This window comes from Francisella frigiditurris (assembly GCF_001880225.1).
GTDB lineage: Bacteria > Pseudomonadota > Gammaproteobacteria > Francisellales > Francisellaceae > Francisella > Francisella frigiditurris.
Window position 1 is genome coordinate 1,296,581 of sequence record NZ_CP009654.1, and the last position, 16,733, is coordinate 1,313,313.

A 16,733-nucleotide genomic window follows, 5' to 3' on the forward strand; every position below is an offset into this window, starting at 1 on the left:
AAATATTTTCAATTATTGGTGGTAGTAATGTCGTATCATCCAGCCCTTGCTGAATTATTTGATAATCCAGAAATGCGTCGTTTAAAAAAGTTAGACTTACGAATTCAAAGAGAAGAATTTAAGAAACTTTCATTAGCAGCTATGGAAAATCTTAAAAAGCCAAATATTAAAGAACAAGATTTAAAATTAGAAAATGAAACAATATTAAGACATTATCAGTCAAAAAAGCCTAGTAATAAAGCTCTACTTTTTATTCACGGAGGTGGTTGGTCATTAAATTCAATAGATACATACGATCACATATGTAGATATTTATGTGACCAAGGTGATTTTGATATATTCTCTTTAGAATACGGATTAGCTCCTGAATATAAATACCCAACAGCCGTAAATCAATCACTTTATGCATATGATTGGCTATATGAAAATGCTAAAAAATTTAGCTTTGCGAAAGAAAATATTTTTGTCATGGGAGATAGTGCTGGTGGTAATCTTGCAACAATCATTTGTCATGAAAGACAAGATAATATGCCAAAAGCCCAAATATTAGTTTACCCTGCAGCTGATATGTATACTCAATATGAAAGCATTAAAAGATTTGGTGAACACAAATATCATTTAACATCAGAATGGTGTGAGCTTTTTTTAGATGCATATTTAGAAAATAAAAGACAGTTAAAAGAGCCAACTTGTTCGCCGATCTTTTACAAAAATACAAAACAACCAGATACTTTAATCATTGCGGCAACACATGATATGTTAATAGATGGCATATATGCTTATGAGAAAAAACTTAAAGACGAAGATGTATATGTAGAGACTCATTATGATAATGAGATGTATCATGGCTTTATAAGTATGATAGGAATGGTTCCTTTTGAAAATCCTAAAATAGCTTTAGATAAAGCTATAAAGTTTATTAATGAAAGATAAAAATTCTAATAGGAGGAATAATGAAACCTATTTTTCCAACTGAAAAAAATTCTAATAAAGAGGCAATAATTTTAAAAAATACATTTAATAAATTTCCTGCTTTTATGGCTACTGGTGGTGAAATTATATTTATTTCTGATGATTTTTTGGAAGTACATTTAGAATTTCATCTTACAGAAACTACTAAGAATTATCATGGTACTGGTTTTGGTGGAGCTATATATTCATCATTAGACCCTATATATCCTCTTCAGCTATGTCATATATTGGGGGATGATTATAGTGTTTGGGATTTAGCTGCTAATATTCAGTATCTAAAACCAATTGATAAAAATGTATACGCTAAATTTTTACTAACTTTAGAACACATTGATGAAATAAAAGAAAAGATAAGAGTAAAAAATAAAGCTGTTGTTGAGCTTCCTGTTGAATATAGAGATCTAGATAATAATATCTATGCAAAAGCAACCAAAACTATTTATATAGCAGATAAAGTTTATTTTATGAATAAGAAGAAATGATGGAATTTTTAAATTTTAATGTTAGATTTTATTATTCTTAATATATAAATATATAATTACATGATTTATATTATCGATATAGGTTTTTCTAAAGAATCAAAAAAGCCTATAATTTTTGAAATTCAAAATTTTTTTGAGAGTGTTCTCTTTTTTTATGATAAAACAATACTTTCTAATGATCTTAATGAAGTTGGGAGCATAGGTTATATTAATGAAAAAAAAGAAGGTAATTTAGGTCATCTATTTTTTTATAGAACTTTCTTAGGGAGTGCAGCTAAATTAACTGTAGCTGCAAATGTTTTGAACAAACTCTCTAATGATAGTCAATATGATATAAATAGTATTATAAATACTTTTTTTAAATTCTTTCAACGCTTTGAGACTAATGAGCCTCTATCATCAGATTATTATTTAAATTCTCTTCCTCAAAGTTACATCAGTATTCTTAGTAAGCTTCATGAATATAGTTTAAATGTATCAAGTACTTTTAGAGGGCAGCTAATAAAGAAAGCTTTAGGACATAAAGGTTTACAGAGAATTTTACTATCATTTTTTTTAGAAAAAAACCCAGGTTTTAATAGTAACATTGAAAATCCTATATTTATTTTTGTAAATAAAAAATTATTTATAGATAGATTTATAGAAGTTTGTTTAAAGTTTAATCATAAGTCAAAGGTCGTAGTAAAACATGTTACTGGAGCCCGTGGAGGAGGTAATTGTTTTATAGAAAATATTTTAGAAGCAAAAGAACAGATACTTGAATTTTTAGAAACTTATAATGATGATGATTATTTTGTGGTTGAAGAAATGATACTTACAACAAGAGAAGAATTTAGGTATATAATGGCTCTAAATACAGTTAACAATAAATCATTTATTACAGAATTTTGGAAGGATAGTTTATTAGAAGATTATGATGCACATAATTCAGTTAAAGAAATAACATATAATGGTAAACCAGTTGATGGTGACTTATCTAAATTATTAACTGAGTTTATGATCTTTTTAAATACCTTTACTTCTAAGGAATATAATCATTTTCTTGGAAAAAATAAAAATACCTATTTTATAGATACCGATGCGGCTGGATCATTTTTTGATCAAACTGCGGATGCTTCATTAGAAAATAATTTAGTAGAAATATTTAAAACTACACATAATAGTATTAACGAGTTTATACAAATAATAATGATTTTGGAAAGCTATAGATGTATGACTACGGATTGTCTAAAAGATGTATTTATAGAAGATAGTAAAAAATTTTTTAATAGCTTCTCACATGAAAAATATAAGAAACTAGAAAATAAAATAAAAAATTATATAAAGCTAGATGAAAATGACCTAAGCGCTCTGATAAGAGTATATGAAAAATCATCAGTGTTTAGTAACTACTTTGATATAAATATTGCTGAAAAGATGAGGAATAATAGTTGGTTAAAATTAAATAATTTAGATAATAAGCGTTTACTAAATTTATTATTTTCTTTTTCAGAAATTAATAATTTCTACTCTGCTCAAAAACTAATTAAAAAAAATAATTAATTTTTATAAGAAATATATTTATTTTATTAGCTTTCAAATATCTCTAGTGATTGTCTTGTAATATCTTCTAAATTTTTTATTTCATCAAAGTTTGAATTTAAAGGTGGTAACCAATAGATAGTATTTCCTAAAGGTCTTAATAAGGCTCCTAGCTTTATAGATTCTCGATAAACATCTAACCCAGCTCTTTGTTTATTTACATCTAAATCAGCAGCTATCATTGCGCCAATATTTCTTATATTCGTTAAAATAGGTATTTTTTTCTGTAATTGATTAAAAGCTTCTAAAAATTGTTTTTCTAAATGATTTACATTTTTCAATATATCTTCTTTCTCAAATATATCTAATACTGCATTTGCTACAACTGCGCCTAACACGTTACCACTATGAGTATGTGAATGTAGAAAAGCTTTACTTAACTCATCAGCATAAAACATTTTATAATATTCATCTTTTGTTAAAACAACACTAAAAGGAATAATTCCAGATGTTAAACCTTTTGATAAACATAGAAAATCTGGCTTTATATCTAGATACTCATAAGCGAATAACTTACCTAAGCGCCCCACTCCAGTCATGATTTCATCAAAGATAATATAAATATCATTCTCTTTACACCATTTACAGAGTCTATTTAAGTAGTCTTTGCTATAAAGTAGCATACCCCCAGCCCCTTGGCATATTGGCTCAACTATTAAAGCATTTATAGAATCTTTATGTTGTTCTAAGTATTTTTTTGATTCTAGCCAATGGCTTTCCGCATTTGGCCATAGAGGATCATTCTTACCAGTTACATAAGGAATGTTTTTAAGTATGAAACTATCAAATAATAATGATTTATATGGATTAGAATATAAACCGCAATCACTAACACTCATGGTTGCTAAAGTCTCACCGTGATATGAGTTTTCTAAGCAAACAAATTTAGTTTTTTTAGTTTCATTTCTAAAGCTTCTAAGGTGTATAGTCATTTTAAGAGCTATTTCCACAGCACAAGAACCATCACCAGTATATAAGGTTTTATCCATACCTGTTAAGCTACAAATTCTTTGGCTAAATCTATCTATCTCATCATTAGTTGTATTAGCAAATATTGTATGTTCATATTTATTAAGTTGCTCTTTTAGTTTATCTATTATATATGGATGCCTATGACCTAAGGACTTACACCACCAGCTAGAAGTAGCATCAAAAAGCTTTCTATTATCTTTAGTATAAATATATCGCCCTTCTGTTTTGATAACATTTAAGGGCGGTGTTTTTTCATAATCTTTCATTTGTGTACATGGATGCCAAATATTTGTGCTGTACATTATGTAAACCTTTTGTATAAAATATGGTTGACATAAATTATAAACAAAGGATAAGATTATTTACAATAAAATTAACTGTAACTAATTATGACTTTAGAAGAAATAAAAGAGATATATAACAAACCATTAACTGAATTAGTTTTCCTAGCACTATCAATACATAAAAAGCATTTTGATGATGATATTGAGCTATGTTCTTTAAAAAGTATAAAGACAGGAGCGTGCCCAGAAGATTGTAAATATTGTCCACAAAGCGGTCACTATAACACGAATATAGAGAAGCATAGATTACTTGATAAAGAAAATATATTAGCTGAAGCTCAAAGAGCAAAAGATAATGGCTCTAAAAGATTTTGTATGGGAGCTGCTTGGAGAAGTATCCCTAAAAAAGACTTAGATAAAGTAGCTGAAATTATCTCTGACGTTAAAAGTTTAGGTTTAGAAACATGTGTAACTTTAGGAACTATAAATAGTGATGAAGCACATATATTAAAAGAAGCTGGTTTAGATTATTACAACCATAACTTAGATACATCTAGGGAATTTTATCCAGAAATTATCTCAACACGTAAATTTGAAGAAAGATTAGAAACTATTAGAAATGTTGCTAATGCAAACATCAATGTTTGTTGTGGTGGAATTTTAGGTATGGGAGAGTCTTTAGATGACAGATTAAATTTATTACTGGAGCTTTTAAACTTACCGGCAGAACCTAAAAGTATTCCTATTAATACTTTAATTCCAGTGAAAGGTACGCCTTTAGGTGATAAATATTCTAAAGCACAGGTTGATAATCTTGATCTAGTTAGATTTATCGCAACTACAAGAATTTTATTTCCTAAAGCAAGACTTAGACTTTCTGCAGGTAGAGAATATATGTCATTAGAAACACAAACTCTTTGTTTTATTGCCGGGATAAATTCAATATTTTATGGTGATAAACTTCTTACTGAAAATAATGCTTCAATAAATTCAGATCAATATTTGCTATCAAAACTTAGATTATCTTCTAATGCTATGGCTTAGTTATGAAACATTTGGAAAAGAAATATCTTGAATACAAAGAGCATCACTTATTAAGAAAACTTAATACATTTGATTCTAAAAAGACTATAGATTTTACAACTAGTGATTATTTAAATATCTCTTCATCAGAAAATCTAGAAAAGTCGATTTTAGAAGGGTTTAGAAAATATGGATTTGGAAGTAAAGGTTCATCTGTAGTATGTGGTTATAACTCTAGTACTAAAGAGTTTGAAGAAATCTTTGCTAAATTTGTAAATTATCCTAAAGCTATATTCTTTAATTCAGGTTTTATGGCTAATTTAGCTATATATTCTACTCTTTTCACAAAAGAGGATACTTTATTTGCTGATAAAAATATTCATGCCTCTACAATTGATGGGATTAAGCTTTCAGAAGCAAAGCTTAAAAGGTATAAACACCAAGATTTCAACCATTTAGCAAAAATCTATGATAATAATAATTTTATTGTTACAGAAGGTATATTTAGCACTACAGGTACTATTACAAGTTTAATTGAATTAGCTCCTTTCCAAAATAATAGGCTAATTGTAGATGAAGCTCATAGTTTTGGTATTCTTGGGGAGAATGGAGCTGGATCTATAAATCACTATAATCTAAATTATAAAAACTGTCCTATAGCTATATTTCCTCTTGGCAAAGCTTTTGGAGGTGTAGGTGCTATAGTTTGTACAACTAATGAAATAGCTGAATATCTATTACAATTTGCCAGAAATTATATTTATACCACAGCATTACCACCATTGATTTTAGAAGCTTCTATAACTCAATTAGAAAATTTAACACAAGCAAATTTACAAAGGCAAAAATTAAAAGAAAATATTTTATACTTTAATAAACTTTGTGAGGATAATAATTTAAATCTAGTTTCTAGAGATGTTTCTCCGATTAGAAGTATTTTAATTAATGATAATAGTTTAGCCATAAAATTAAAAAATATTTTAGATAAAAATAATATATCTGTTTCTTGTTTTAGATACCCAACAGTCCCTAAGAATCAACCAATATTAAGATTTTCTATACATGCAAATAACTCTTTTAGTGAAATAGATATGGTCATGAATATTTTGAATAAAGGCAAATATAATGAATAATGTATATAAGAAAGTTAAACATAAGTTTTCTTCAACTAAAGATTATAATACAAATTCAATAGTTCAAAATAATGTTAAAGAGCAACTTTTAGATATAAGTTCGAAGTTAGTTGAGAACATAAAAATAAGTAACATTCTAAACCTTGGTATTAGAGATATATCTGAACCATTAGAGTTATATAATAAATTTAATCCTAAAAAATTAGATATAGCAGACTTAACCTTAACAAATCTATCTACAGAAAAATTTTCAGAACAAAACATTAATTTTTTTGAATTAAATTTTGATAAAGATCTACATTTACTAAATTCAAAATATGATTTAATCTTCTCTAATATGTCTTTCCAATGGAGTAAAGATTTAAATGAGCTCATAAAAAAGCTTGAAGCTAAACTAAATGAAAAATCAGTACTCTCTTTTACTACTTTATTATCAGATAACTTTTATGAAATTTCAAAAGTATTAAGAGTTAATGAAATGCCAACTAAAGATAGCATACTTAGAGTTATTAATAATCATAATTTGACAGTATTATATACAGAAACTTTTTACTACACTTTAGAGTTTGATAATTTTAGCTCTCTTATAGATCATTTAAGAAAGACTGGAGTACATACATATACTGGTGAATCTTCTGAGATTAATTTCAGACAAATAAGAAAGCTTTTAAATAAAAATTATAGCTATAAATTAACGTATCATGTTGGTTTGTTTATTTGTTATAAGGAGTGATTATGAAAAAAGTTTTTATAATAGGTACAGATACTGAAGTTGGTAAAACATATATATCAACTAACTTAATAAAAGCATATGAGCATCAAAATATAAAATCCTTATGTCTTAAACCTGTTGCTTCAGGAAAAAATGAAGGCTATGACTTAGCTGAAGATGTTGAAAGCATTTATAATGCGTATAACCAAAAATACTCTCCAAAACAAATTAATTGTATTTCTTTTGATGAAGCAGTAGCACCTCATATTGCGGCTAAAAAATTAGGAATAGATATTAAATTAGAGTCTTTAAAGAGGTTTATAGAAATTAACTATAGTAAAGATTATGATATTTTATTAATAGAAGGAGCTGGTGGACTTTTGACTCCATATTCTAATATAGTTACGCAATTAGACTTAATAAAATCATTAAATATACCAGTACTCCTAGTCTCTAGTATAAAGATTGGTTGTATAAATCATACTTTGCTAACTTTAAATGAGTTAGAAAATAATAATATTAAATGTTTAGGCTGGGTAGCTAATTGTGATAAAAATGTAGCTTATATAGATGAACAAATACAGACTATAAAAGCTTTCTCAAAAATGAAATGTTTAGCTAAAATTAAAAGATATAGTGGTTATTTAGACTTTATAGAATTATCCAAAATACTAATTTCGCCAGATGAGAAAGAGTAAGTTTTTTCTTCACTAGATATAATTATTTCACCTATATCTGATAAGCCTATATATTTACAATCATTAAACTCTTTATTTCCTAGCTTTAATGTAAATAGTTTATCTTTTAAGTAATTAATCTTCTCATATTCTTCTTTGAAATAAGAGAAACCTTCATTAGTAAAGATTTTTATATCGTTTTGTATATTTTTTATTATTTCTGATAATAATTTTGTTCTATCTATATGAGTTTGTAATTCTAGTTTCAAAGATGTCCATTCTGTTTTTATTTTATTATCTTTTTGCATATTAACATTTAAGCCAAAACCAATAAATAATTTAGCTTTATCATTAACTTCAGCAGAAACATTTATTATTACACCAGCTATTTTTTTGTTATTGATAAAAATATCATTAGGCCATTTTAATTTAGGATTCAAACCTATTTTTTCTAAAGTTCTAGAAATACTTATGGAAATAACTAAAGATAAACCCGGTAATTTAGATATATCCAAATCTACAAACTCAAGAAGAGTACAATATATATTTTTACCAAAAGGAGAAACCCACTCTCTATTAAATCTTCCGAAACCCTGTGTCTGATGCTCAGATATAAAAACTGTATTCTCAAGAAAGTTATTCTGCTTTCTTATCGCATAATTAGAAGTAGAATCAATAGTATAAAAGTACTCAATATTTTTAAATTTTTTATTTAATTTATCTTTATCTATAATATCTAGTTTTTCTTCTAATAAATATCCAACTCTAGGATTAGATAATATGTTTATTTTATATGTATCTTTTAATTTTTTTATATTCTTAGAAACAGCTGCTCTACTAATACCTAGCTTATTGCCTATATCTGTACCACTTATATATTTTTGATCATCTAAAAAATTAAATATTAATTGTTGAGTTTTATTCATAAATAAATCGTTTTCTATAAGAGGTAGTACTTTATATTTAAGTTTAATTATATAATAAAAATGTGCTATTCAAAATATTGGAGAAATTTTATGAAAATAGAAGATGTTAGAAAAAATGTTTTCTCAATGCCTCTAGTGTCGCCTACAGCAAATAGGATTGCTTATAAATTTACAAATAGAGAATACTTTATTATTGATTATAAAGCTGATTTAGAAGTTTTAAAGAAATATGTTCCTGAGCCTCTCAAACCAACTGGACTTGTAAAATTTGAATTTATGAAAATGCATGATGCTAATGGTTTTGGTAGCTTTAACGAGGCTGGACAGCTTATAGAAGTTGAATATGAAGGTAAAAAAGGTCTGTATTCTCATATTATGCTATTAGATAATTTACCATCTATCGCAGCTGGTCGTGAAATTTGGGGATTTCCAAAAAAATATGCTCATCCTACTCTAACGGTAGACTCTGATACTCTACTAGGTACAGTCAAATATAATAGTATAGATGTAGCCTTTGGTACTATGGGTTATAAGTATGAAGAACTTGATAAAGAAGTTATTAAAAAATCTTTAGAAGAAACTCCAAACTTCTTACTTAAAACAATTCCGCATGTAAACGGTAAAGATGTAAGTATATGTGAACTTGTTAAATATTATGTAAAAGATGTAACTGTAAAAGGAGCTTGGACTGGTCCTGTTGATTTACAAGTTTTCAATCATGTTCAAGCAGCACTTCATCATTTACCAGTAAAAGAAATCGTTAAGGGTTCACATTTTATTGCTGATGTAACATTAGGCTTTGGAGAAGTTGTTTTTGATTATCTAAAATAACTATTTATTGTTTCTTTCTCTTAAATATCCTTTAAATTTTTCTCCAAGTTCAGGATGAACGTGTGCTAACTCATAATTAGCTATAAGAAAATCTAATTTACTTCCACAATCATATCGAGTGCCTTGAAAATCATAAGCCAAAACTTTTTCATCTAGATCAATAAGCCTAGCAATAGCATCTGTAAGTTGAATCTCTCCTCCAGCACCTTCTGAGGTAGACTCAAGGCATCTAAATATTTTATTTGGTAATAAATATCTACCAACTACAGCAGTATTTGAAGGAGCTTTTGAGGGAGATGGTTTTTCTACAATAGCTTTTATAAAATTTTCTTCATCTTTTGCAACTATACCATAAGAATCAGTTTTATCTTTTGGTATTACTTGAGTTGCTAAACATCCTCTTATATCTGTACCATCAACTCTTTCGACCATTTGAGCTAATGCACCTTTACCGCCAGAATTATATATTAAATCATCAGGTAAAAGTACTGCAAAATCTTCAATGCCAACAAGAGGTCTTGCGCATAAAACGGCATGTCCCAAACCTAAAGCTTCGGGCTGTCTTACAAAGAAAAAGCTTACATCTTTAGGAATAATACTTCTAACTGTCTGTAAGAGGTCAAATTTACCTTTTTTTTCTAATGAGTATTCTAATTCAAAGTTTCTATCAAAATGATCTTCTAAAGATTTTTTATTTGAGCTTGTTACAAAAATTAATTCTTTACACCCAGCTTCTATAGCTTCTTCAACAGCATACTGTATAAGAGGTTTATCTACTACTGTTAACATTTCTTTCGGACAAGATTTAGTTGCAGGCAGAAACCTGGTTCCCCACCCAGCTACAGGAAAGACAGCTTTTTTTATTTTCATAGAATATCAAAATAAATTTAGATACTAAGATTATACTCTTTTTAGAGATTAATTAGAAATAGATTAAACATATGCAAATACAGTAACTTCTATATTATGATTTTTTATTTTGAAATTTGATAATTTATGTTGATATTCTTCTAATAATTTTTCATCTTTTAGAAATAAATAAATTTCTATATGACTTTCTAAATAGTATAGAAACATTTTCTTTTCTAAAAGAAGATCTATATTTAAGTAGGTTGATGAACAATAATGTTTTAATTGTTCAATTATTTCTTTTCTAGAAGGTTCAGCCTTATCTAATTTTACAAACACATCGTAATGATCTGTAACATCAACATGAACAGTTATATCTTTTATATTTTCAATATTATAATAAATATTACTTCTAACTTTTTCAGCAATATAATGACCTTCTGAAGCAGTTATATATTTATCAACCAGAATATGAACATCTATTATAATTTTACCAGCCATTTTTCTTGATCTTAGGCAATGAAAATCAAGAACACCTTCAGTATCTCTAATTATTTTTTTTATAGACACTCTAGTTTCTTCATCAACACCTTCATCAATAAGTTCAGATACTGCTGAATATCCCCATTTAATACCCATTTTAACAACCATATAACAAACTACTAGAGCAGCTATAGCATCCATCCAGACAAAGCCTATAAATGCTCCAATAAGACCTATTAATACCACAACAGATGACCACATATCTGATCTACTATGCCATGCATTAGCTCTAAGTAAATCAGAATCAATTTCATTAGCGGCTTTCATTGTATATTGATAAATAAACTCATTTCCTAAAATTGAAAATATAGCTGCAAAAATTGTAAATTTATCTGGTGTACTATAGCTTCCTATAATAAGATTAGACAGTGAATGATAAACAATAGTAAAACCTACTGTTATTAAAATTGCAGATAATACTAAAGTTGCTAAAGTTTCAATTCTTTCATGACCATATGGGTGATTTTTATCTTCACCGATATTTGCATATTTAGCTGCAAAAAGAACCATAATATCACTAATCAAGTCTGAAAATGAGTGTACTCCATCTGCAAATAATGCTGGCGATCTTCCTATAGCTCCTATTAACATTTTAATCATAGCTAAAAGACAATTTATTATCATGCCAACTATAGTTACTTTTTTAGTTATTTGGTAACGATTAGACATCTTAAAATTTCCTATATTTATATTACCTATTTACTCATTACTAGTTTAAATAATAAAACATGAGCTAAAATTGAAAAAACTATAGTTCCTATCCACCATGCTAATACATTATCAAGCCCATGAATAGAAACATACATAGCTGCAAAAATAGATATTATAAACTGTATACTCGCCATAACTAATCCTGGATTCCAAGCTTTTAACTTAATTCCTTCATGAATATGAGTTAGGCAGTTCATAATACTAAAAATAATAATTAGTAATCCAAAACCAAGATTAATAAAGCTTAATACCCCAAAAATAGCAAAAGCTAACCAAACCATTATTATATTAATCCAAAAAATCTTCACATCTGTTAAGGTTTCTTTCCCATCAACAGATTTTAAAACTTTTTCATTCATAAAGGATTTAAAACCACCAGGAATATAGTGCTCTTCAGTTTGATGAAAAAAGTATAATGGTATATTTATTAATGCCCAGAAGTGAGGATCTATAACAGAAAAGTTTAAAAATAATAAAAAAAGTGAAATTATTCCTAACCATGGAGCAGCTTTTGCCCAATTTTGATTTTTAGCTAAAAAATATATCATTTATAAGTTTATTTTTTAATTATAACTTTTTGATTCTAGCATAATTTATGCTAATAGAACTTTATAATTTCCTTTTTTATAGTATAAATATTGAAAAATTTGAATATTAATTAAACAAAATAAAAACAAGCTACCAATTATAGTTGGTATAGGCCAATTTAAAGTTAGGCCACTTACTATATCGCAACTACAGGTAATAATAGATAAATATAAATAAATGATACTAAATCCTGCTGCTTGCTTTGTTCTAAAGTTTTTCCAAATTTGAGGAAACCAATATATGTTATAAATAATATTACTTATCGAACCAAATATTAATAAGTTTTTCTCTGTAAAAGAATTATTAAGAGCAAAATAAATAGCAATTAATAAAAAAGAAAATATAAAAAAACTATGTAAAAAAATTTTATTTGATAATTTATCATTTAGAATTTGAAGTTGCTGAATTGTTAAAAATGTTAATAGAACTACACTTACTGTTATATATTGCCATGGCATATTAAAGCCAATAGCATATATCAAATCTAGAGAGTTAGCTATTATCATCAAACTATGAGTCCATAAGCTTATCTCTCTAGTGGTATGCTTAAGTTGATTATGTATAGTCTGTGGTAAAAAAAGAACTAAATAAAGTATAAATGATATATTTAAAGTGATATTCCCTATTGTTTCCATAAGAGGTCCTACTATTTATTAAAGTTTATAAATAATAGAAAGTTTTGAATGATAGATTTAAAATCAAACAAACTCCCTACGCTAATATTAATTAGATCAGGTACAAAGGGTCTAGTTCTAAAACTATCTCAGCTAAAGCTCCCCCGCTGTCTTCTATATAGAATATTATAGATTAATATATTAATCTTCAATTCTTAATTGATATATTAAGGCATCACTAGTTTTACCATTAGGATACTTATAGTAGTTTTTTCTCATAGAAATATTTTTAAAATGAAGTTTCTCATATAATTTAATAGCAAATAAATTTGTTAAATCAACTTCTAAAAATATAGATTTAATATCTTTTTTAGTCAAAGATCTTATATTATCTTCTAAGAAATAATAAGCTAATCCTTTATTTCTAAAATCTTTTCTTAAAGTTATATATAAAAGTTCAGCTTCATCTAAAGCAAGCAAATAAAAAGATATTCCTATTAATTCTTCATTATTAAATAATCCAAAAGCTATATTATTTTTTTTTTTAAAAGTTTCAAATATCTGTTTATCTGACCAAGAAAAATCATAATTAGACTCTCTAATTAAATTAAGAGTATCCTCATAATAAATTTCACTTAGAGATAAAGTCTGAAGATTCATAAAGTTTACTAAAAATATACTTTTTATTTATAGATGAATTAATATTTGAAAAATCTTTTAATATATCTTTATCATATATATTTATAGAATTTTCTAATGTGTTTTGAGTTGAGTCACAGTTATGGTGATAGATATTTATTTTTGAATTAAAAAATAAACTAAATGAAACAGATTTAAAAAAACCTAAATGATTTTTATTAGATATAAAAAAATTAATGTTTTTATCAGACTCTGTATTATTAGAGAATAATAAGTTCAATTCATCAGATTCAATATCTGTTTTCTTAGGGGACTGTTGTTCTTCAAGAGGCTTAAAATTAGGCTTTAACTCCCAAAGAGTTAGTCCTAGAATTTCACTGAACTCTTTATCAAAAGACATTTATATTACCTTTTAAATTTTTCTAATAAACTTTTAGGATATTTAAAAGCAGAAAGTTTTACAGATTTTCTTAATTTATTAACCTCATCAGGCTCTAATTCTAAAGTCTTTCCTCTAGATAAAAACTTAGGTAACACAATATCACCAAATCTAACTCTTGTAAGTCTACTTACAGTAACGCCTACAGCATCAAACATTCTTCTTACTTCTCTATTTCTACCTTCAGATAAGGTCACATAATACCAAATATTAGCACCTTCTCCCCCAGAAAATCTTATACTATTAAATTTAGCTAAACCATCATCTAGCATGATACCAGCTCTTAATTTATTCAAGTTTTCTTGAGAAAGTTGCTCTCCAAAAACTCTTACTGCATATTCTCTCTCAATTTCATAAGATGGATGCATTAATCTATTTGCTAAGTCTCCATCAGTAGTAAAAAGTAAAAGACCTGTAGTACTAATATCTAATCTTCCTATCATAATCCAGTTAGATTTAGAAAGTTTAGGCAATGAATCAAAAACTGTTTTTCTATCTTTTTCATCATTTCGCGTGCAAACTTCGCCTTCTCTTTTATGGTATAAAACAACCCTAGGTCGTGTCATAGGTGTTCCATAAAGATGTAAAGCTTTACCATCAAAACTTATCTTATCATTATCAGAAGCTTTATCTCCTAGAGAAGCAACTTTACCATTAACTCGAACTCGCCCTTCTGCTATATATTCTTCTACTTTTCTTCTAGAGCCAAGTCCATATTTAGCTAATATTTTTTGTAGGCGCTCTTCATTATTTTTATTTATATCTTTTATCACTTATAACTCCATATCTGCAGATGATGGTAAATAGAAATCTATCATATTATCATCATCATTATCATCTTTAGATGAAATAATTAATCTAACTGTTGCAGCTTCATTTTTATTATTCATTATTTCTGCTAATTTAAGTCTTAATTGTAAGACTCTAAGATTAATAAAAAATTCTTTATTATTTTTCATCGCATATAAAATTTTATATGCATTTTTATAATCTTTTTCGTCATAATACATTTCTGCTAATCTTAATTTAGCAATACCATAATCCTGATTAAATTTAGTTGCTCTAATCATTTTCTCAATAGCATCCTGTTTTTTACCTTCTTTATTTAAACATTCTGCATATAAATATAATGTTTGAGCCATATTATTATTTGTTCGAAGTGTTAGAGATTCTTCAAATAATTTTATTGCTTTAGAATATTCATCTTTTGAAACACATAAAAATTGAGCATAAAAGTTTATTGCTTCATAATTATTTCTATGGTCGCTTAGAGCTTCTTTATATTTATCTTCGGCTCTAGAATTTGAACCTATTGCTTGATAATAAAATCCTGCAGCATAGTCTACTATAGCTAAATCATACCCATGTTCTTTAGCTAAGTCTTGAGCTTTAATTAATTTAGCCTTTGCTCTATCTAATAGACTATTGCTTGTGTAAATAATAGCTAATTCAGCATTTATTTTAGTAGCTTCTTTATAATTAAGATTATCTCTTAGACTCCCTTTATTTAAAGTAAATGAGGCCTGGTTTTGACTTTGATTTGAACTTTTAGATTGTCCATTAGAGTTTGTATTTGCTTTTGTATCAGCTGCATAAGAACAAATAAAAAATGTAGATAAAAAGATTATTAGTAAAACTAATTTATATCTCATTATTTTCTCCTAATTTTTTCAAATATCTTTCTTTTCTATTAGTTTTATCCATCACATTACCAGCAAGTTGACCACATGCTGCATCAATATCATCGCCTCTTGTTTTTCGAATAGTTGTTACAAATCCTTCTTTTTGTAAAAACTCTTTAAATTTATGAATTCTATTATTACTAGGTCTTTTATAAATAGTGCCTGGATATGGGTTAAAAGGGATAAGGTTTATTTTACTAGGAACTTCTTTAGCTCGCAGTAAATTTGCTAGCTTATCAGCAGTATCAAGATCATCATTTATACCTTCCATCAAAGTATATTCAAAAGTAATATGCTTATGTGGACCTTTCTCTGCATACAGCTTACAAGCTTCTAGAAGAGCTTCTATATTATATTTCTTATTTATAGGTACTATTTCATTTCTAAGCTCATCAGTTGGAGCATGTAATGAAACAGCCAAAGAAACACCAGATTGCTCTAATAAATCATATATTCTAGGAACAACTCCTGAGGTACTTAAAGTTACTTTTCTCCTAGATAATCCATAGGCTAGATCATCCATCATAATATCCATCGCTGGAACGACATTATCAAAATTCATTAATGGTTCACCCATACCCATCATTACAATATTTGTAACTGTAAAATCATGTTCCCCATTATTTTTTGATAAAGTTCTAGCGGCTATCCAAAGTTGAGCAATTACTTCTGCAGATGTCAAATTTCTATAAAAACCTTGTTTTGCAGTAGAACAAAAGCTGCAGTTTAATGTACATCCAACTTGTGAAGAAACACATAAAGTTCCTCTTCCTTCTTCCGGTATAAAAACTGTTTCAACAGCACTTCCACCAATATCAATAAGCCACTTGTGAGTACCATCTTTAGAGGCTTTACTAAATAAAACTTCAGGAACTATAATTTCTGAAACTTCTTTTAATTTTTCTCTTAAATTTTTTCCAAGATCTGTCATGGAATTTAGATCTATGACACCTTTTTTGTGTATCCATTTAAAGACTTGTCTGGCATGAAATTTTTTTTCGTTAATCGATAAAAAAAAGTCTTCAATTTGTTGTTGATTTAAACCAAGTAAATTTATTTTATTTTGTGACATATA

At 27.2% G+C, this 16,733-nt stretch carries 19 protein-coding genes and 1 riboswitch; of the genes, 8 read left to right on the forward strand and 11 right to left on the reverse strand.

The features are described 5' to 3' along the window. Positions 1-27: 27 nt before the first annotated feature. The 3 genes from bioJ to KX01_RS06465 are packed head-to-tail and all read left to right on the forward strand — an operon-like array spanning position 28 to position 2,996. Complete coding sequence (gene bioJ / locus KX01_RS06455) at positions 28-933, forward strand: alpha/beta hydrolase (protein ID WP_071664207.1); 906 nt, start codon at positions 28-30, stop codon at positions 931-933. 20 nt (positions 934-953) lie between these two features. After that, entirely contained in the window at positions 954-1,454 is a 501-nt protein-coding gene (locus KX01_RS06460) for a PaaI family thioesterase (RefSeq protein WP_071664208.1), read from the forward strand. A 60-nt stretch (positions 1,455-1,514) separates the two neighbouring features. Further along, a complete protein-coding gene (locus tag KX01_RS06465) occupies positions 1,515-2,996 on the forward strand; it encodes a hypothetical protein (protein WP_071664209.1) in 1,482 nt (493 codons plus the stop codon). 26 nt (positions 2,997-3,022) lie between these two features. Here the strand turns inward: KX01_RS06465 and bioA are convergent, their stop codons facing one another. Continuing rightward, positions 3,023-4,309, reverse strand: a complete 1,287-nt coding sequence (bioA, locus tag KX01_RS06470; protein WP_071664210.1) for an adenosylmethionine--8-amino-7-oxononanoate transaminase — start codon at positions 4,307-4,309, stop codon at positions 3,023-3,025. 87 nt (positions 4,310-4,396) lie between these two features. Between bioA and bioB the strand changes: the two genes are divergently transcribed. Genes bioB through bioD form a run of 4 tightly spaced genes read left to right on the forward strand, consistent with a single transcriptional unit; the run spans position 4,397 to position 7,857 of the window. Continuing rightward, entirely contained in the window at positions 4,397-5,335 is a 939-nt protein-coding gene (bioB, locus tag KX01_RS06475) for a biotin synthase BioB (RefSeq protein ID WP_071664211.1), read from the forward strand. Between the two features lie 2 nt (positions 5,336-5,337). Next, a complete protein-coding gene (locus KX01_RS06480; RefSeq protein WP_071664212.1) occupies positions 5,338-6,447 on the forward strand; it encodes an aminotransferase class I/II-fold pyridoxal phosphate-dependent enzyme in 1,110 nt (369 codons plus the stop codon). Further along, positions 6,440-7,180 (forward strand): methyltransferase domain-containing protein, encoded by a 741-nt coding sequence (locus tag KX01_RS06485; protein WP_071664213.1) that lies wholly within the window; start codon positions 6,440-6,442, stop codon positions 7,178-7,180. Before KX01_RS06480 ends, KX01_RS06485 begins: the two co-directional genes overlap by 8 nt. A 2-nt stretch (positions 7,181-7,182) precedes the next feature. Continuing rightward, positions 7,183-7,857, forward strand: a complete 675-nt coding sequence (gene bioD, locus KX01_RS06490; protein ID WP_071664214.1) for a dethiobiotin synthase — start codon at positions 7,183-7,185, stop codon at positions 7,855-7,857. Here the strand turns inward: bioD and KX01_RS06495 are convergent. Continuing rightward, the gene (locus tag KX01_RS06495; protein WP_071664215.1) at positions 7,800-8,762 is read right to left on the reverse strand and encodes a biotin--[acetyl-CoA-carboxylase] ligase; all 963 of its coding nucleotides are present in this window, start codon (positions 8,760-8,762) and stop codon (positions 7,800-7,802) included. The two genes, bioD and KX01_RS06495, sit on opposite strands and share 58 nt — an antisense overlap. Before the next feature lie 90 nt (positions 8,763-8,852). Between KX01_RS06495 and KX01_RS06500 the strand changes: the two genes are divergently transcribed. Next, the gene (locus KX01_RS06500) at positions 8,853-9,593 is read left to right on the forward strand and encodes an acetoacetate decarboxylase (protein WP_071664216.1); all 741 of its coding nucleotides are present in this window, start codon (positions 8,853-8,855) and stop codon (positions 9,591-9,593) included. Here the strand turns inward: KX01_RS06500 and galU are convergent, their stop codons facing one another. The 9 genes from galU to rlmN all read right to left on the reverse strand — a co-directional run bounded on the left by galU (position 9,594) and on the right by rlmN (position 16,730). Continuing rightward, positions 9,594-10,463 (reverse strand): UTP--glucose-1-phosphate uridylyltransferase GalU, encoded by an 870-nt coding sequence (gene galU, locus KX01_RS06505; protein WP_071664217.1) that lies wholly within the window; start codon positions 10,461-10,463, stop codon positions 9,594-9,596. It abuts the gene before it with no gap. Positions 10,464-10,526: 63 nt separating this feature from the next. After that, positions 10,527-11,654 carry a cation diffusion facilitator family transporter gene (locus KX01_RS06510; protein WP_071664218.1) on the reverse strand — a complete coding sequence of 376 codons (1,128 nt, stop codon included), beginning with the start codon at positions 11,652-11,654 and terminating at the stop codon, positions 10,527-10,529. A 26-nt stretch (positions 11,655-11,680) separates the two neighbouring features. Further along, positions 11,681-12,244, reverse strand: a complete 564-nt coding sequence (locus KX01_RS06515; RefSeq protein ID WP_071664219.1) for an HXXEE domain-containing protein — start codon at positions 12,242-12,244, stop codon at positions 11,681-11,683. A gap of 45 nt (positions 12,245-12,289) precedes the next feature. Continuing rightward, complete coding sequence (locus KX01_RS06520; RefSeq protein ID WP_071664220.1) at positions 12,290-12,919, reverse strand: PQ-loop repeat-containing protein; 630 nt, start codon at positions 12,917-12,919, stop codon at positions 12,290-12,292. A gap of 55 nt (positions 12,920-12,974) precedes the next feature. Beyond that, positions 12,975-13,074, reverse strand: a riboswitch (TPP riboswitch). Positions 13,075-13,099: 25 nt separating this feature from the next. Further along, positions 13,100-13,558 carry a GNAT family N-acetyltransferase gene (locus tag KX01_RS06525; protein WP_071664221.1) on the reverse strand — a complete coding sequence of 153 codons (459 nt, stop codon included), beginning with the start codon at positions 13,556-13,558 and terminating at the stop codon, positions 13,100-13,102. After that, positions 13,530-13,937 (reverse strand): hypothetical protein, encoded by a 408-nt coding sequence (locus KX01_RS06530; RefSeq protein WP_071664222.1) that lies wholly within the window; start codon positions 13,935-13,937, stop codon positions 13,530-13,532. Before KX01_RS06530 ends, KX01_RS06525 begins: the two co-directional genes overlap by 29 nt. A gap of 5 nt (positions 13,938-13,942) precedes the next feature. Then, positions 13,943-14,749, reverse strand: a complete 807-nt coding sequence (rluB, locus tag KX01_RS06535; RefSeq protein WP_408606600.1) for a 23S rRNA pseudouridine(2605) synthase RluB — start codon at positions 14,747-14,749, stop codon at positions 13,943-13,945. Further along, a complete protein-coding gene (locus KX01_RS06540; protein ID WP_156860386.1) occupies positions 14,750-15,628 on the reverse strand; it encodes a pilus assembly protein PilF in 879 nt (292 codons plus the stop codon). After that, a complete protein-coding gene (gene rlmN / locus KX01_RS06545; RefSeq protein WP_071664223.1) occupies positions 15,618-16,730 on the reverse strand; it encodes a 23S rRNA (adenine(2503)-C(2))-methyltransferase RlmN in 1,113 nt (370 codons plus the stop codon). The genes KX01_RS06540 and rlmN overlap by 11 nt, the downstream gene beginning before the upstream one ends. Between the last annotated feature and the right edge of the window lie 3 nt (positions 16,731-16,733).

Excerpts from the sequence above, each read along its gene's own strand:
- KX01_RS06465 (WP_071664209.1), top strand. The coding sequence starts at position 1,515 with ATGATTTATATTATCGATATAGGTTTTTCTAAAGAATCAAAAAAGCCT.
- KX01_RS06530 (WP_071664222.1), bottom strand. The coding sequence starts at position 13,937 with ATGTCTTTTGATAAAGAGTTCAGTGAAATTCTAGGACTAACTCTTTGG.
- KX01_RS06540 (WP_156860386.1), bottom strand. The coding sequence starts at position 15,628 with ATGAGATATAAATTAGTTTTACTAATAATCTTTTTATCTACATTTTTT.
- KX01_RS06520 (WP_071664220.1), bottom strand. The coding sequence starts at position 12,919 with ATGGAAACAATAGGGAATATCACTTTAAATATATCATTTATACTTTAT.
- KX01_RS06525 (WP_071664221.1), bottom strand. The coding sequence starts at position 13,558 with ATGAATCTTCAGACTTTATCTCTAAGTGAAATTTATTATGAGGATACT.
- bioD (WP_071664214.1), top strand. The coding sequence starts at position 7,183 with ATGAAAAAAGTTTTTATAATAGGTACAGATACTGAAGTTGGTAAAACA.
- KX01_RS06500 (WP_071664216.1), top strand. The coding sequence starts at position 8,853 with ATGAAAATAGAAGATGTTAGAAAAAATGTTTTCTCAATGCCTCTAGTG.
- rlmN (WP_071664223.1), bottom strand. The coding sequence starts at position 16,730 with ATGTCACAAAATAAAATAAATTTACTTGGTTTAAATCAACAACAAATT.
- KX01_RS06485 (WP_071664213.1), top strand. The coding sequence starts at position 6,440 with ATGAATAATGTATATAAGAAAGTTAAACATAAGTTTTCTTCAACTAAA.
- KX01_RS06480 (WP_071664212.1), top strand. The coding sequence starts at position 5,338 with ATGAAACATTTGGAAAAGAAATATCTTGAATACAAAGAGCATCACTTA.
- KX01_RS06460 (WP_071664208.1), top strand. The coding sequence starts at position 954 with ATGAAACCTATTTTTCCAACTGAAAAAAATTCTAATAAAGAGGCAATA.
- KX01_RS06495 (WP_071664215.1), bottom strand. The coding sequence starts at position 8,762 with ATGAATAAAACTCAACAATTAATATTTAATTTTTTAGATGATCAAAAA.
- bioA (WP_071664210.1), bottom strand. The coding sequence starts at position 4,309 with ATGTACAGCACAAATATTTGGCATCCATGTACACAAATGAAAGATTAT.
- bioJ (WP_071664207.1), top strand. The coding sequence starts at position 28 with ATGTCGTATCATCCAGCCCTTGCTGAATTATTTGATAATCCAGAAATG.
- KX01_RS06515 (WP_071664219.1), bottom strand. The coding sequence starts at position 12,244 with ATGATATATTTTTTAGCTAAAAATCAAAATTGGGCAAAAGCTGCTCCA.
- galU (WP_071664217.1), bottom strand. The coding sequence starts at position 10,463 with ATGAAAATAAAAAAAGCTGTCTTTCCTGTAGCTGGGTGGGGAACCAGG.
- KX01_RS06510 (WP_071664218.1), bottom strand. The coding sequence starts at position 11,654 with ATGTCTAATCGTTACCAAATAACTAAAAAAGTAACTATAGTTGGCATG.
- bioB (WP_071664211.1), top strand. The coding sequence starts at position 4,397 with ATGACTTTAGAAGAAATAAAAGAGATATATAACAAACCATTAACTGAA.